Genomic DNA, 17,549 nt, shown 5'->3' on the forward strand with positions numbered 1-17,549 from the left:
AATTAAGTGCGATATAACATCTCTTTTTCTTCAGATAAGTGAAATCCTAAATATTATTCAAATATGGATAATGTGCCATCTGTGGTACGTCATCCCAATGAACTGGATAACCGGCACCATGTGCACAAAAGACTGATCCTGGTGTATTTTCTAAATCTGAAACTGGATCATAATCGTATTTTTCAATTATTTCTTCGGCATTATGGCAAGGGCGATAACCGTCAACGAAACATTCAATCTGACCTTGTCCATGTGTATAGGCATTAACTTCTTGAGGATAGTCGCGCATTTCGGAAACAGGTGCACTGCCCGTCAACATCGACATGCCATTGCCTGCATCTTCTGGGGTATTAAATTCTCCGCTCATCTTCTGGATATCACTCATAGCATGGCCTACTTGTTCTTGAGCAACTATCAACCTAAATTGGTACCACGGTTCCAGCAATCGACAGTCATTATTTTGTTTAGCCATCATCAGACCTTGTCTTACGGCACGCCACGTTGCTTCTTTGAAATCTCCACCGACTGAATGAACGATACTTGCTTTACCGCCGACCAAGGTTATGCGCATATCAGTTAATGGTGATCCAATCAGTACACCAAGATGTTCTTTGGAATTAAGGTTAGTCAATACTTGATGTTGCCAGTTTTTGCCCAATACTTCTAAACTACAATCTGAATCAAAGACTAGCCCACTATTCCTTTCAGCCGGCCGTAATAACAGATGCACTTCAGCGTAATGGCGCAAAGGTTCAAAGTGTCCCACACCTTCAATAGCTTTCGTAACGGTTTCCTTGTAGAGAACTCCACCTTTGCCAAAGGCTATATCTAAACTAAATCGATCCAGCATCAACTGTTGTAAGATTTCCAACTGAACTTCACCCATTATTTGGACGCTGATTTCTTCCAAATGACTGGACCATGAAACATGCAACTGTGGGTCTTCATCTTCCAATTGTCGCAAAGCCGTCAAACATGTATGGATATCATTTTCCTTAGGATCAAGAGAATAATTTAAAACCGGCTGTATTTCTGGTGCACTGGCATCTTCAGCTTTTCCCAGTCCCTGACCCGGTTTTGTATCAGTCAAACCAGTTATAGCACATACTCCACCTGCAGGTAATTCTTGTGACAGAGTATACTTTTCACCATTGTAAACTCGTAATTGATTAGCTTTTTGTTCACCGAGAACAACCGCTTTATTGTGCAAAATTCCGCCAGTCACTCGCACCCAAGTTAAACGTTCACCTTTTTCGTCGTGAGAAATTTTGAAAACACGTGCACCAAAATCATCTGTGTATTTATTTTCAATAGTCCATTTTTCAAATCCATTCAAAAACTCTTCAATGCCCGTTAATTTCAAGGCAGAGCCAAAATAACATGGAAACACTTTTCTTTGCTTTATCAAACGTGAAACATCTGTTTCTAAAAGTTCTCCAGAGTCTAAGAAACTTTCCAAGACGTCATCATCTTGCATGGCAATCTCTTCAGATGTATCTTCTGTTAATTCATCAGAAAATTCAATACATCCTGGTGATAATTCAGCCTGTAGTTGTTCTAATACCTGGGATTTATCAGCACCAACGGCATCCATTTTATTAACAAAAATAAAGGTTGGAACGTCATAATGCTCTAATAATCTCCACAAAGTTCTAGTATGTCCTTGAATCCCATCAGTACCTGAAATAACCAATATTGCATAATCTAAGACACTCAAAACTTGTTCCGTTTGTGACGCAAAATCCACGTGTCCGGGGGTATCAAGTAATGTTAAATCTAAATTATTAAACTTCAAATTAGCCTGATGTGAAAAAATCGTAATACCACGTTTCTTCTCTAATTTGTCAGTATCAAGAAAAGCATCCCCATTATCCACTCGACCTAATTGTCTAAGGTTACCAGTGCTATAAAGTAATCCCTCTGAAAGGGTAGTTTTACCAGCATCAACGTGGGCTACGATCCCTGCTACGATTTGTTTCATTTTAAATACCCCTATTCCTCATAAGAATCTAAAACTAACGATTCTGAAATCAATAATTCACTGTATACATCATAAATATATTTGGCTTTGTCCAAAGCAGCACCATCGATCAATTCATATAAATACTTACGTTCTTCTTCAAAAGCATTCATCAAAATTTGTCGTTCCTCAACTGCTTGAAATCCAGTAAAAATATACCGTTTACTATTAACGCCCGACCATTGTTTCAAAAATTGTCTCAGAGTAGTATTTCTATTTTGATCCAGTAAATCAAACGTAACACTCTCTTTAACAGCCGGTGATATTTGTAAGCTCGAGACGTATGCGATCCCAACCTTAACCATTTTTTCACGAACAGCTTTTTTATTCATCCACAGATCGTCTTCATTTTGAACTGGATTCAAGATTAATTTGAAAGCAATTGTTGGTGTCAGCATACTCAAAATAATTACGACTGTCTCAGTCAATAGGATCAAATTGAATAAATGCATTGAGATCCCTTGTCCGACCAATGAAAAGACTAGGGCCAGCGTGACTGCACCATGTACTCCGCCTAATGAAAAACTAATAGCCTCCATTTGACCATATCTCGTTACAAATTTTGCATAAAGATATCGTATCACTAATGATACTAGATAGATGACAATACCGATCCACAACCACTCTAAAGTATTGGTCAATTCAGCCTTTCCTTCAATTATGATCCTCATTAAGGATAATCCTAAGATGACAAAAACAAATCCATTCATCGTGTCACCGATAAAATCCACTGTCTGATTAAAGAAATTTAAGTATCTCGGACTGGAGAAGCGACTTCGACTCATTTCACCATTAAAAATCAGTCCCGCACTGACTACAGCAATGATTCCTGAAAGATTTAATTTTTCAGCGGCTAAATAAATCAAAATTGGTGTGGCAAAGTAGACGATCAAATGTGATGACGTAACGTTAAAACGTGTCCGAATGATCATTTGTCGACAGATCATGATGACAAAAGCAACTAATAAACCGAGTAAGGCGCCACCAATAGCCGTCAAAATAAAGACTCCAAAGTTTTTAGCATACGAAAGATGACCAGTCTTAAACCAGATAACCCCAGCTTGCAGCAGAATAATACCAGAGGCATCATTGAACAATGATTCCATTTTCAAAACAGTTTCAGTTCGTTTCGGCATCTTGCGCCCTTCACTGACTGAATCCATTGCAGTTGCATCGGTCGGCGTACTGATAGCAATCAAGATCAGAGTAAATGGCAAAGTTAAACTGAATACCTGACTGATCGTAAATAAACTGACAATCGCCGATATCAGTGCCAAAACTACCGCTGTTCCAATAATAGATCTAAATTTTTTCCTGACTAGAATACTTCTAGTTTTCTGACCTTCCAAAAATAATAATGGAGCAATAATAAAGGCCATGAAAAACTCATAATCGAACTTCAATATATATCCATTAATAAGCGGAATAGCAGCAAAAATAATTCCGATGATCAAACTGATATAAGTTTTTGAAATCGAACTAACAAATTTTGCCAAAAAATTGCTCAAAGCTACGGCAATCAAAATAATGATCGTCGATATATACATTTCCATAAACTATTCCCCCACTCAAAAACAAAGCGTGAAAAAACATGGTTTTTTCACGCATACTAATCATTTTTGAGATTATATTAACTATTTAATTTTGTCAATTAATAAGTGGTCTTGGACCGTCTCCAGGGATAAAAATACTCACCTGCTATGCGGAACGGTCCTCTGGTACCTCGGTTTGAAGCCTTACAAGGTTCGGTAAGTCTCCAAACTCGACCGATGGTGTAACGGCTAAAGCCGTAACTCCATTACCACAGCTGGTGAATATTTTAATCCCCTCCGACTTAATATAACCAATATATTAAATAAACAATTAAAGTCAAACAATTGATATATTACATTACTATAAATCTTTTGAAAAAAATCCAATTATATCCTTAACAAAAAAGAAGCCATATCACACTAAATCATCTAAAGTGTAATATAACTTCTTATTAAAGTTAAAGAATTATTTTCAAATACCAAATGAGTCGTAAGGACTGAGAATGTTTACCAGCTATGAAATTGTTGTTACGGCGTAAGCCGTTTACAACACCGGGCGTGTTTGGAGACTTGCGAGCAAGGCTTCAAACCGAGAGCGGAGACCTTGGCTCCGGTCGGTCCGCATAGCAGGTGAATATTCTCAGTCCTGGAGACGGCCAGAAGGCACAATTAAACTCTATTTGTTAATTTTTGCTTCGTATGATGCAAGAATTTCATTAACCAAGTCTTCATCTTTAAGACCAGTTACCTTCTTGATAACATCGATAGCCTTATCTTCTTTAAGCATCTTTTGTAATTCGACACTCTCTGAATCTTTAGCTTCGTCAAATGTTAAGATCATACCCACTGTATCTAACAATACACTGTAGTCTAATGAACGTTCTTTCAATTCACGGATTGGGCGAATAAATCTTTCATCAAAGCCTAACTTACGGATTGGTGTACGACCAACTCTTAAGATATCATCTGAAATATATTTATTTTCGAAACGACTTAGGATCTTATCTTGATAAGCTTTGTGTTCTGCAGGGTCGAAGTTCCATTTGTGAATTAATAGGTCACCAGTTTCTTTAAGGGCACCCTTAACTTGTTTTAGAACCTTTTCGTCAGCAATAGCATCGCCGATTGTCTTGTATCCAAGATATTCACCAGTATAAGCTACTGTGGCGTGACCTGTATTAACTGAGAACAACTTACGTTCGATGTATGGTTCCAAATCCTTAACATAAACAACTGTATCCAATTTGATTGATGGATTCTTCATTTGTGATTCATCAACGACCCATTCCTTGAATGGTTCAACTGAAACAGCCAAAGGATCTTCATGATGTTGGATAGGAACGATACGGTCAACAGCAGCATTAGGGAAGCCGATGTATTCGTCAGCAAACTTCTTGTCATCATCTGACAAGTGCTTGTAAACTTCACCCTTTAGAAATTGGCTACCACCGATCATGTTTTCACATGCGATAACGTCCAATGTCTTCTTGTTACCATTAGCTTTACGTGCACTGATACCATCAGCAATCAAACCAGCGATAAATGGTAAGATCTTAGGTCCGATAGCTGTTGTAACCATGTCAGTATTTTCAATAGCAGTAACAACCTTTTCAGGATTGTCTTTATTGTTAATACCGTCTACGTTAGAAACATGAATCTTTTTCTTGCCTTCTGCGGCTAGTTCAATATCATATTCTTTTCTGTCATTTAAGGCATCAATGATTGTTGAGTTAACATCAACAAAGTGAATGTCGAATCCGTTAGATGCTAAAGTTTCTCCAATGAATCCTCTACCAATATTACCTGCTCCAAAATGTACTGCGTTCATCCTAATCAACTTCCTTTAATAGATTAATTACTTCTTCTGGTGATTGTGCATCAGCTAATTTTTCGACATTAGCAATATCGCTACAAAATAGTGCGATCGATGACAACAATTGCAAGTGCTCACCGTTTAATCCTGCAATACCAAATACGACTGTGACAAGTTTTTCATCAGCTGGATCTTCGCTGAAATCAACACCCATTGGATATTGAACGATTGAAATTCCAGTTTTTTTGATGAATTGCTTACCATCTTCGGTACCGTGCGGAATAGCTATAAAGTTACCCATGTAAACTGATACATCTTTGTTACGGTCGATCATTGAACTAATGTATCCAGGTTCAACGTAACCATTATCAACTAATAATTGACCAGCTTGTTTGATGGCATCTTCTTTTGTTTTTGCTTCTTGATTAAGTTTGATGAGATTTTTATCTAAAGCCTTCATCGTTTCACTTCCAATCCTTTTGTTTAATAGCGTCCAAAAATAATTTAGATACCAATTCTTTTAATTCATTAGTATTACCATGTTGATAAACTTTCAGATTACTTTCACTATCAATGATTGAACTGGAGATACCTCCCATCAAATCTGCACTGAAATCAGTCATTTCTCTAGGTGCTAACATGAAAAAGCATCGTTTCAAATTCATTGCCTTATGATCCATTCCCTTAATAACAATTGAATTGGACAACTCATAGATTGAGAAAAATGGTTCAATAACAGCTTCATTAGTTGTATGGACCAGACCCACACCTGTATTAGGAAGCCCCACTGGAGCTCGTTCCATTCTCTGAAAAAGTGCCGTTGCTACTTTATCAGCATCTGAAACGAATTCTGGTCGTAATCTTCTTGATAGTAATAACAGCGTTTGCTGTAAATTGTAATCACGGTTATCAATTTTTTTAACTTCAATATGTTTTAGTAACTTTTTAGCTACTGTTAATTCATCATAAAGATTATTCAATTTAGTTATGGGATCGTTTGAATTACCGGAGATAGAGAGTCCTCTTTTCACCTCTATGGCACCAAACTGATCACTTAAATAATCTTTTATTTCTCTAATTTCATTTTGCAAAAGCAATGGTGAGATAACTTTGTACGGGTATTTGAAACCAGGTAAGAAAATTGTTGAGAGGATCAGATCATATTGCTTCAAATCTAACTTACTCAACTCAGCAACTCGAGATACTCGATAATTACTGATTTCCGGTACGGTTTTCTTTAATCTGCTTTCCAACACTCTGGCTGTCCCAATACCATTTGCACAGACGACCAAGGCACTAATGATCTTGTCTTGTCGCTGCTGTTCAAAAGCTGATGCAAAATGAATTAGCACATACGCTGCTTCACTACTGGGTAATCTATCATCAAATACATCTTTGAGACTATCTTTCAGTTTTTCATAAAGCTGTGGATAATTACTAATGACGTTTTTTAGAACTGGATTGTTTATCTCCGGTAACTGGGAGATCTGTCGTTTTAAGGCGGACCCAATGTGCGCCATTAAATCGTTGAACAACGTATCATCAGTTTTAAAGTCATATCCAAAACTATCTGAAACTTGTTTGATCAAACTTCTTACTTGATAAGAAAGTTGTAGATCATAGTCATCAAGTAAAACATTATTAGAAATAGAAAAGCTCATTCCCTGAATCTGTTGCGCCATGAATTCTAATTCCATCAATGAAATACGATCTCGAATCGTCTCGCTAAACTGATTAAAAAGCTCAATTGCAACATGTTGATATTTGAACAAGTTGCTCTGATCAATGTGGTTTAGATGAGAGATAACTTTTTTATCTTCAATTCTCTTGGCCGAAACAGCCAATATGATAATTAACTGCTTGAGCTGGCTATCGGAGAAATTGGAGAAATCAGTCTTAATACGGCTTTGAATCGCTTCATTTGCTTGTTTGACCAAGTCGATATCCAACAAATTGATAAAATATTGCGATGTCGTGATCGATCCAATTGCTGTATCACTAGTGAGAAATTCGAAGAATTCATATTCGTTGATTTCACTAGATAGAATGCCGCTGATAACTCGGCGAACATTACTTTCTTTTCCGATTATTTCTATACCTTTGGCCTTAATTCGGGATATTTCAAGCTGATAATCATTGAAAATACCTTCTATTACTTTCAGATCCTGGGTAATAGTGGATACACTGACCTCAAACTCCTCAGCTAAAGCACCAATGGTAGTTATTTCATTAACGGTCAACAACTTACAAGCTAAAGCACTTTGACGTGTTTCAACTGAAGATATAGTTGCCTGTTTATTAGGCTGGACCAGCATAGAATTTAATTCATCTAAATTCTCTTTACTGCCGACCAAGCGATAACTGCCATCCTCTTTGGTTAAACTAATAGCTAAATGAGCTAGGCTTGTTTCCAAACTTGATAATTCACGGTAAATCGTTCGACGACTTACATGAATATTTTTCATCAAATCAGCGATTCCTAAACCACTAGGGTTCTTTAATAAAAGTAACGATATTTCCGACTCTCGGCTTGATAGATTCATCCTTTTTCGTCCTTGCAGAATTATTTAAGTTCTGCAATAAGTTTATCATACTCGGGAGCATCCATTAGATTGTCGACCACGAGCACTTGAACATTCTTGAATGATAACTTGATACGTTTTGCGGTATCACGACTAGCAATTACAAGAACTTCTGACTCATCATCAACTTCTCCAACTGAGAGATGTTGTACTTTAATATTTGTTACTCCGGACTTCTTCATATTATCTTTGAACAATGAACGTCCCATAGTTGCGGAACCTACATTTTGATCATGATGAATGAAGTCGATTACTTTGATCTTTGAAACATCGATATCTTGAAGATTGCTTGATTCAGCAGTTTCTTTCTTAGTATCATCGTCAGCTTTAGGAGCACTGTCAACGGTACCGGAAACCTCTTTAGTCTTCAAACCTGTAACAATTTCATCGTACTTAGGTGAATTCAAGAAGTTCTCAACTGCAACGTGAACAGCTGAAGGTGTCTTTTGAAGGGCACGACTTGCTAATTCATCTTGTGTAACAACTAATAATCCTGGTTCATCTTTCAAACTATTGATAGCTGTGTTTGTAACTGATAAGTCCAAACCAGCTTTTTTAACTTTATCTCTAAGAATTGAAGCACCCATAGCTGATGATCCCATTCCGGCATCACAAGCAAAGATAATGTGGTTAACTTCGTTAGCTGTTGAAAGGATTGCACGGGCATCTTCTGTTGATGCAGCTGATGCATCTGAAGTACCTTTAGCTGAACCTTTCATGTTTGCCAATTTAGCTTGGCTTGATGCAAGATCTGTATCTTCTGATTTATCACGTTTCAAAATAACCATTGAAACTAAGAATGAAACTGCTGTAGCAACAGCGACACCACTTAGAACCGCAATATAATTTCCTAATCCCTTAGGAGTCATAAGAAGAATTGAAATAATTGAACCTGGTGAAGGTGAAGCTTTCAAACCTGCTCCCAATAGATTGAACATGAATGTACCTGAAACACCACCAGCGATAACTGATAGGAACAATGCAGGTTTCATCAATACATATGGGAAGTAAATTTCGTGAATACCACCAAAGAAGTGGATAATTGCAGCACCAGAAGCACTACTCTTAGCACTACCTTTACCAAAGAACATAAAGGCTAACAATACTCCAAGACCTGGACCTGGATCTGGTTCAAGCAAGAATAGAATTGATTTACCAGCTTCTGCTGATGCTTGAATACCTAATGGTGTTAAGATACCTTGATTAATAGCATTGTTTAAGAATAAAATTTTTGCTGGTTCAATGAAGACATTTGCTAGTGGGATAAGATTACGTTTGATGATCCAATCAACACCCACTGCTAATGCTGCGGAAAGTCCTGAAACAACTGGACCGATTCCGAAGAATCCGATGATAGCTAACAACATACCTAAGATACCGGCTGAGAAGTTATTAACAAGCATTTCGAATCCTTGTTTAGTTCTTGGCTGTGCCCATGCATCAAATTTCTTGATACACCAGCCACCTAAAGGTCCCATAATCATGGCACCAATAAACATTGGAATATTTGTACCAACAATGACACCCATTGTTGCAATAGCACCAACGACACCTCCACGATGTTCGTCAACCATGCTACCACCTGTAAAAGCAATTAATAATGGCAATAAATATGTAACCATTGGCGTGATCATTTTTGCCAATTGGGCATTAGGAAGCCAACCTGAATCCATAAATAAGGCTGTAATAAGTCCCCAAGCAATGAATGCCCCGATATTTGGCATAACCATTCCTGAAAGCTTACTACCTAGACGTTGAACCTTCGTTTTAATCGAAGTTTTTTCTTTTTTTGCGTCAGTTTTTGAAACTGCCTCCATATTTGTAACACTCCTTCCAAGCACTTAAAACGCTTACAAGAAATAGTGTATGCGTTTCCCAAATTTTCATCAACGATAGCTTTGGCACAAAAATCTATGACAAAACTTGGTATATACAATTTTTACTGTAAATTCTTGACAGCAACCCTAATAGACAACTATAATTGGACTATACCAAACAAGAGGTATAATTCTGAAGGGAGTAACATATATAATGAAAGTTATTGTTACAAGTAATAAAGAGATTGCCGGCAAAGAGGCATTTAAACTTATTAAATCAGCTATGGATGACGGTGCTAAGGTTTTCGGTTTAGCAACTGGTAGTACACCAATTCCTTTATATAAGGAAATGATCGCCAGCGATGTTGATTTTTCAAAGATGACATCAGTTAACCTGGACGAATATGTTGGTCTTGCACCAGAAGATCCACAAAGCTACCGCTACTTCATGCAAACAAACTTGTTTGACAAGAAACCATTTGCAGAAACTTTTGTTCCTGATGGTAAAGCAAAGGATCCTGAAGAAGAAGCAAAACGTTATAACAAAGTTATTGCTGATCACCCTATTGATCTTCAAGTTCTTGGTTTAGGTCGTAATGGTCACATCGGTTTCAACGAACCAGGTTCACCATTTGATGTAGAAACAAGAAAAGTTCAATTAACAGAATCAACTATTGAAGCAAACTCAAGAAACTTTGAAAATGAAAATGATGTACCTCGTTACGCATACTCAATGGGTATTGGTTCAATCCTTAAGAGTAAGAAGATTGTCTTGATGGCATTTGGTACAGAAAAAGCCGACGCCGTTAAAGGAATGATCGAAGGAAAAGTTACAAACGACTGTCCTGCATCAGTTCTACAAACAAAAGATGATGTAACAATCATTGTTGATAAAGATGCTGGTAGCGAATTAAGTGATTCATCAATCGACGAAAAGATTAACTAGTTTCTACTATTATATAGTTAAATAAATCCCCCATCTGCCAATTTGGCAGATGGGGGATTTATTGTTTGCCGTATCATATATGACACTATGATATTATATATAATCGTAAGCACAAAAAGAGCCATGCCGTTAGGCATGGCTCTTAATTTTGAAAATGTGCTTACTTCACTTTATCCATAGATAGGAACTTAGGATTTGGTGTAACACCAAATGATTTAGCTAAGTCTCTTAAGTCGTCGTCAGTGATCTCTTGTTGGATGTCTCCACCTTGGCTTTGGATAGTTGTATAGATCAAGGCTGCTTTTTCAACAGTTTCAATTAATCCATAAACTTCATCCATGCTATCGCCACAGCCGAAGATACCGTGATGTGGCCACATAACAACTCTAAATTCATTCATTTTATCAGCAGTTGCTTGTCCGATTTCGTTTGTACCAGGTGTCATATAAGGGATGATACCAACACCTTCTGGGAAGACAACCAATGATTCGGCTTGCATCTTCCACAATAATTTACTGATTTCTTTTTCAGACAATTTTTGAGTGAATGATAGAGCAACCCAGTTTGTTGGGTGACAGTGCATAACAACTCTTTGATTTGAATCAACTTTTTGTCTAGCAATATGTGTCATCAAATGTGCAGGGAATTCACTTGTTGGTTCTCCACCATCATTGAAGCCCCAGTATAAATCAACTGAATTACCTTCATCAGTAATCTTGACCAAACCTGCATCTCTGTCTGGATAATTATGAACGTTCTTGAAATAGCGACCTGTACCAGTAACTAAATAATATTGTCCAGCTAGAGGGGATGCATCAAATTTAATAGGAATGTTTCTGATAACCTTATTAAGGTCATCAAATTGATCTACCTCGTCTTGTGTTAAACGAAGACTGACATTACCACCGTTTCTTTCGTCCCAGCCATGTTTGTATAGTTCGTTAGTGATTTCGGACATTTTCTTTACATATTTTGAATTCTTAAATTCCATTATTATTTTGCTTCCCTTCTGAAGATGAACTAATTAAGTCTAGTTACGTTTGAATTGAACGTCTTTTTCATATTGGTGAATGCTGTCTAGCCAATCGTTTCCAACTGGTACATCGTTACGTAGACAGAATTCGTCCCAAACGGCGCCAAATGGATATGATTTAAGCTCTTCTGTTTCTACCAATCTTGTAGTAAAGTCATAGTTTAATTCGGCTTTCTTCAATTGTTCGATTGGTTCAAGCATACCTTGTAATAGAGCCTTTTGTGTAGCACGGGCACCAATGACCCAAGCAGCAACACGGTTGATTGTAGCATCGAAGAAGTCTAGTCCGATGTTTGTCTTGCTTAATTCATTATCACGAACTAATGAACGAGCAATTCTAACAAGTGCTTCATCAAAGATAACAACGTGATCACTATCCCAACGTACAGGACGTGAAACGTGTAACATCAAACCTTTACCAAATGGTAGGAAGGCTGAGAACTTATCAGAAACATCTTCTGTTGGGTGCCAGTGTCCAGCATCAATTGTCCATAACTTGTTTCTTGTCAAAGCATAGTTGTTGTAGAACAAGTGTGAACCAACAGTATATGATTCAATACCAGTACCGAATAGTTTACCTTCAAAGGCTTCGATAGTGTTCTTTTCGTCATATTGTTTCTTGTCAATTTCATCCAATGAATCAATTAGACGAAGACGTGGTGTAGCTTTGTCGATAGGATTATCTTTAAAGCCATCTGGAATCCACAAGTTGTTAACTGATTGTTGACCTAATTCTTTACCAAAGTAGTTAGCAATGGCACGAGTTTTCTTACCATGTTCGATCCAGAAATCACGGATATCTTTATCAGGACTAGCTAAAGTAAAGTTTTCCTTAACCTTAGGGTGTGAGAAGAATGTTCCGTTCATATCCAATCCAATTTTTTCTTTCTTAGCCCAGTCTACCCAGTAACTGAAATCTTCTGGTTCGATCTCATCGAGATCCTTCTTCTTGTCAGTTACGGCATAGATAGCGTGCATTTGAACTTTGTGTGATCCAGGAATAAGTGAAAGTGCTTCACTCAAGTCACCAGATAATTCGTCAGGTGTACGTGCAATACCAGGATAGTTACCGCTTACACCAATACCACCAGTTAACTCTTGGCCTGGGAATAAGAATCCATGAATGTCATCGCCTTGCCAGCAATGTACAGATAATTTAACTTTGCCTAATTGTTTCATAACTGCTTCAGTGTCAACACCAATTTCGGCGTATCGTTCTTTAGCAACTTTGTATGCGTCTTCGACTTCTTCAGTTTTAACCATTAATAATTCCTCCTAAATTGTGTTACTAATCTAAATGAAATAGCTCGTCTAAATCAACGGTTACAGGGCTCTTATCAGGATTTGTGTCCATCAAAGGCTCCATGTATGCCCACCACTTCTTGGCTGCATCAGTTTTGGCAATATCATTATATTTTTCAACATTGTCGACCTCAAGATAAGCAAACAACATACCATCTTCTTTATTCAAAAAGATTGAATAGTTGTGTGCTCCGGCTTCCTTCAAAGCCTTACGCATTTCTGGAAATAGATTATTGTGTCTCTTCTCGTATTCGGCATAAGCATCCTTATGCAAATACATTATTTGACCCATTCTTTTCATTGAACTGTATCTCTCCCTTCAGTGTTTAAAAAGTCTTGATACTCATGGAGCGTGTTACCGTATTTATTTGTTTCAGGTGTGAAAGTCTTAACAGGATATGAATCCTTGATAACCTTTCTACCCTCAGCAATATTGTTGATGTCGTTCTTTGTGATCATTTGAACCATTAAATTACCAATGGCTGTTGCTTCACCTGGTCCAGCATAAACTTTGATATTTGACAATGTACTTGTTAATTGATTGAGTAGCGCAACATTTGATCCACCACCAACAATATTTAAAGCATCCAATTCATAACCCAGAATTCTATTTAGTTCTTGTATTTCATTTGCGTAATACAAGGCTAAGTTAGAATAAACTGCCATTGTCAATTCTCCAGGTGTTTCAGGAACTTTTTCGTTATGTTCTTTACAATATGCCTGAATTTCTTTAGTCATATTTTCAGGATTTGCGAAACGATCGTCATTAACATTAATGAATTGTTCAAATGGACTGACTTTCTCAGCCATCGAAGCTAACTCACTAAAGCTATACTTATCATCGAATTCGTGTTTCAAGTTTTGAACCATCCAAAGTCCCATGATGTTCTTTAGGAAACGATATGTACCATAGGCACCCCATTCGTTTGTGTAATTACCTTGGAATGCCAATTCACCGTTTTCTGGGACATTCAATTCTGTACCTAGTAATGACCAAGTACCTGAACTTAAGAATGCCCAGTGATCGCCTTCACCAGGAGTACCCAAGACAGCTGATGCTGTATCATGAGTAGCAACTGTGATTACTTCTGTTTCAGGCAAGTCATAAATGGTGTGCCACTTATGACGGATCTTACCTAAGATCGTTCCAGATTCAACTAATCTTGGGAATTGATCTTGTTGAACGTGAACCTTGTCCAACAAATTATTATCAAAGAGTCCCTCACGAAGATTAAGCATTTGTGTAGTAGAAGCATTTGTTACTTCTGTTACAGCATTGCCTGTCAAAACATATCCGATATAATCAGGTATCATCATAATTTTGTCAGTCTCAGCAAGTTCTTCTCTATTTTCTGTATAAAGTTGATACAAAGTATTGAAGTTAAGGAATTGAATACCAGTCTTCTTATAGATATAACTCTTAGGAAGGTCTGATGTTAATTCTTCCATCGCATTCTTTGTTCTAGCGTCACGATAACTGATAGGATCTTCTACTTTTTTGCCGTCCATGCCGACCAAAACATAGTCAACAGCCCAAGTATCGATACCTAATTGAACGTCATCGTATCCAGCTTTTTTAATTTTTTCCAAACCAGTGAAGATTTCATTAATGATTGATTCAATGTTCCAACGATCATGACCATTTTCTTTGGTAAAACCATTCTTAAAACGGTGCATTTCTTGTAATTGAAGTTTTCCGTCTTTCAAGGTTCCAAGCATCAAACGACCACTTGAGGCACCGATATCAACAGCTACATAAGCTTTGCTCATTGATTAAACCTCCTGTTCACTTGTGGAATCATCTGAATCATCTGTAGATGCATCAGTAGTTCCATATCTTTCTTTAGAAATTTCTTCCAATGATTTGCCTTGTGTATGTGGAGTCCAAATTGTACCGATTACTAATGAAATTAGTAGTAGAACAATCATGAATGTACCAGCGGCCTTGAATCCCATTGTTGATAAGATAGTTGGGAATATAATTGACCAAACACCGGCAGATGCACGAACAACGAAGAACATGACACCTTGTGATCCAGCACGATACTTAGTAGGGAACAATTCTGTAGCCCACAATGCGTACCAAGCTTGAGCACCGATACCAGCTGAAACACCCCAGATAATAACGAACAACCAAAGGCTAGTCCAGTTCATACCAGCAAATGTCAAAATGATCCATGAAGCTGCGGCCATTGCTGCACCAACAAAGAAGAAGATTCTGTGGTTAGCTTTATCACCATATTTAGCAAAGCCAAAGTATGTTGCTAAAGCTGTAAAGATCCATAATACTGCTTGTAATAAGTTGGCTTGTAAGTTTGTTAGTCCACCAGCTGTTTCGTATACGAATGGCATGAAGAATCCCATAGCACCAGCTACAAGGTTCCAGAACATGTATACACCGATCAAGAATAATAGCGATTTAATGTTAATTGCATTTGAGAATAACTCTTTATATGGATGTGGTTTCTCTCCACTGAGTTTTTCTTTGGCTTTCTGCTCTTCCCAATCCTTTGATTCGTTCAGATTTCTCTGTAGGCTCCAAGCAATGAAAGCAACTACGGCTAAGATAGCAAACAAGATTCTGTTACCCATTAAGCCAAGTGGTGCAAATAGAACACCTAATGTAAAGATAAGTGCTGGTCCCATTGACCAAGCAAATTGCGAAATACCAATATTTCTAGCACGATCTGTATCTTCAGAAGTTTCTGAGATATAAGTCCAACTTGCTGGAACACCGGCACCAACTGCGACACCTGTTACAATAAATCCAGCTAATAACATTGGAAAATTAACTGAAAATGTTACTATAAGTGCACCAAGTAAATATATAATCATATCGTAAGTATAAATAACTTTACGTCCATACTTATCTGACAAATGTCCACCGATCAACGCACCAATCGCTGATCCGAAGGCATTGGCACTCAACGCACCAAGTAAACCAACTTCAAAACTACTTAATCCAAATTCATGAGTCCATAAAGTCAAACCACTAGCACCAGCAACAATACAACCGGAATCTAGGAAGTTTGTTAACGATACGGCCATCGTTGACTTTAAAGATCCTTTTCCACTTGAATCACTCATAACTACACCTCACCCTGAATAAAATATTTGTTTGAGAAAACGCTCACATGTTGTTACAAGTTCCAATTTACAGTGAACGCTTACATTCTTAAATGTCATTAGCACAGGTCATTAGTGACATAATTACAGGGGGTAACTTTATGAATCCGCGTACAATAGCACGTTTAAAGCAACATGAGTTGATCGAAAATCGTCAGCTAAAAACTGGTAAACATATCGACGATATTCCGAATAGGGCGGTAAAACACTCTGATTCAACCAGTGAATTCAGGATTCTCAATAACTATTTTTTCAGAAATCGCAACATTTATATTAGTAAACACAGTCGATTTGCGGAGTATCCGGAACACACACATCAATTTTTAGAAATGAATTACATGTTAAGTGGTGAGTGTGATCAAATAGTCAATGGAAAACAGGTGCATTTGAGAAAAGGTGATCTTTTACTTATAGATGTCGGTTGTTCGCATTCAATATCGCGACTTGGTGAAGATGATATCTTGATCAATCTTTTGTTTAGAGACCAGTCGATCAACATCAACTTCTTGAGTGGTATGAGAAAAAGTAACTCGTTGGTTTACAACTTCTTATTAAACCGAGTATCCGGTGGAGGTAAAGTAACTCCAAAGTACTTGATTTTCAGAAGTGAACACAGTGAAGATATTAAAATGACTATGGAACAGATCATTGAGGAATATTATGAGAAGAGAGAATTCTCAGACACGATCCTTCAAGCGTATCTTTCCATATTATTAGTCAAACTAGTTCGTAATTATCACGTCAGTGCTCCAGAAGGCAGTAACGCCAAGCAAAGGTTGATCATTAATATCCTAAAAGATATCTCCAAAGACTATCGAGATATTTCTTTAACCAGTTTGGCAACTAAGTATAAGTACAATAAAAACTACTTGAGTAACGTTATTAAAAAAGAAACTGGTGATTCTTTTAAAGATTTATTAACTAAACAAAGATTGATCCAGGCTCACACTTTGATCACTTCAACCACCCTCCCTATAGAGGAAATAGTTGAAAAAATCGGCATGAAAAATAAGACTCATTTCTACAAAAAGTACAAAGAGTTTTATCAAAGGATGCCCGGTGATGATCGGAAATAAAAATTATTTAATTGATTTTTAAAATATTTTGTGAAATACTTATCGATGAGAAAACGTTCACGGTTATTTAGAAATAAATAAAAGTGAGGAATTTACACATATGAAAATTAAAGCAGCTGTAGTTGATAAAGTTAATGATCCATTCGTTATTAGAGATGACGTTGAACTAGCTGACCTTCAAGATGATGGTCTTCAAGTTAAAGTCGTTGCTTCTGGTATCTGTCACTCTGATGAAGCTCTTAGAAAAGGCGATGCAGCCTTCAGCTTCCCTGTTGTCTTAGGACACGAGGGTTCTGGTATCG

The 17,549-nt window shown here is 37.3% G+C and carries 14 protein-coding genes; 3 read left to right on the top strand and 11 right to left on the bottom strand.

The annotated features are described in order from the left end of the window. Positions 1–46 precede the first annotated feature (46 nt). The 6 genes from EKM60_RS04945 to EKM60_RS04970 all read right to left on the bottom strand — a co-directional run bounded on the left by EKM60_RS04945 (position 47) and on the right by EKM60_RS04970 (position 9,764). Entirely contained in the window at positions 47–1,981 is a 1,935-nt protein-coding gene (locus EKM60_RS04945; protein ID WP_125713039.1) for an elongation factor G, read from the bottom strand. An 11-nt stretch (positions 1,982–1,992) separates the two neighbouring features. Then, positions 1,993–3,573, bottom strand: a complete 1,581-nt coding sequence (locus tag EKM60_RS04950; protein WP_125713041.1) for a cation:proton antiporter — start codon at positions 3,571–3,573, stop codon at positions 1,993–1,995. A 655-nt stretch (positions 3,574–4,228) separates the two neighbouring features. After that, positions 4,229–5,380: a mannitol-1-phosphate 5-dehydrogenase gene (locus tag EKM60_RS04955; protein ID WP_125713043.1), complete on the bottom strand. Its 1,152-nt coding sequence runs from the start codon at positions 5,378–5,380 to the stop codon at positions 4,229–4,231. Between the two features lies 1 nt (position 5,381). Then, complete coding sequence (locus tag EKM60_RS04960; protein WP_125713045.1) at positions 5,382–5,825, bottom strand: PTS sugar transporter subunit IIA; 444 nt, start codon at positions 5,823–5,825, stop codon at positions 5,382–5,384. Between the two features lie 4 nt (positions 5,826–5,829). Then, a complete protein-coding gene (locus tag EKM60_RS04965) occupies positions 5,830–7,908 on the bottom strand; it encodes a BglG family transcription antiterminator (RefSeq protein WP_125713047.1) in 2,079 nt (692 codons plus the stop codon). Positions 7,909–7,928: 20 nt separating this feature from the next. Beyond that, the gene (locus EKM60_RS04970; RefSeq protein ID WP_125713049.1) at positions 7,929–9,764 is read right to left on the bottom strand and encodes a PTS mannitol transporter subunit IICB; all 1,836 of its coding nucleotides are present in this window, start codon (positions 9,762–9,764) and stop codon (positions 7,929–7,931) included. A gap of 214 nt (positions 9,765–9,978) precedes the next feature. Between EKM60_RS04970 and EKM60_RS04975 the strand changes: the two genes are divergently transcribed. Further along, positions 9,979–10,710, top strand: coding sequence for a glucosamine-6-phosphate deaminase (locus EKM60_RS04975; protein WP_125713051.1), 732 nt, complete (start codon positions 9,979–9,981; stop codon positions 10,708–10,710). Positions 10,711–10,870: 160 nt separating this feature from the next. Here EKM60_RS04975 and rhaD read toward each other — a convergent pair whose 3' ends face one another. Genes rhaD through EKM60_RS05000 form a run of 5 tightly spaced genes read right to left on the bottom strand, consistent with a single transcriptional unit; the run spans position 10,871 to position 16,132 of the window. Then, positions 10,871–11,701, bottom strand: a complete 831-nt coding sequence (rhaD, locus tag EKM60_RS04980; protein ID WP_125713054.1) for a rhamnulose-1-phosphate aldolase — start codon at positions 11,699–11,701, stop codon at positions 10,871–10,873. 39 nt (positions 11,702–11,740) lie between these two features. Further along, positions 11,741–13,006, bottom strand: a complete 1,266-nt coding sequence (locus EKM60_RS04985; RefSeq protein ID WP_125713056.1) for an L-rhamnose isomerase — start codon at positions 13,004–13,006, stop codon at positions 11,741–11,743. Between the two features lie 25 nt (positions 13,007–13,031). Next, complete coding sequence (gene rhaM / locus EKM60_RS04990) at positions 13,032–13,346, bottom strand: L-rhamnose mutarotase (RefSeq protein WP_125713058.1); 315 nt, start codon at positions 13,344–13,346, stop codon at positions 13,032–13,034. Further along, complete coding sequence (rhaB, locus tag EKM60_RS04995; RefSeq protein ID WP_125713060.1) at positions 13,343–14,815, bottom strand: rhamnulokinase; 1,473 nt, start codon at positions 14,813–14,815, stop codon at positions 13,343–13,345. Before rhaB ends, rhaM begins: the two co-directional genes overlap by 4 nt. A gap of 3 nt (positions 14,816–14,818) precedes the next feature. After that, the gene (locus tag EKM60_RS05000) at positions 14,819–16,132 is read right to left on the bottom strand and encodes an MFS transporter (protein WP_125713062.1); all 1,314 of its coding nucleotides are present in this window, start codon (positions 16,130–16,132) and stop codon (positions 14,819–14,821) included. 140 nt (positions 16,133–16,272) lie between these two features. Between EKM60_RS05000 and EKM60_RS05005 the strand changes: the two genes are divergently transcribed. Then, positions 16,273–17,247 carry an AraC family transcriptional regulator gene (locus EKM60_RS05005; RefSeq protein WP_125713064.1) on the top strand — a complete coding sequence of 325 codons (975 nt, stop codon included), beginning with the start codon at positions 16,273–16,275 and terminating at the stop codon, positions 17,245–17,247. Positions 17,248–17,347: 100 nt separating this feature from the next. Further along, positions 17,348–17,549, top strand: a 202-nt coding sequence (locus EKM60_RS05010) for an alcohol dehydrogenase catalytic domain-containing protein (RefSeq protein WP_164508326.1), incomplete at its 3' end; no start/stop codon positions are given.

Origin of the sequence: Companilactobacillus kedongensis, assembly GCF_003946625.1 — a bacterium.
Lineage (GTDB): Bacteria > Bacillota > Bacilli > Lactobacillales > Lactobacillaceae > Companilactobacillus > Companilactobacillus kedongensis.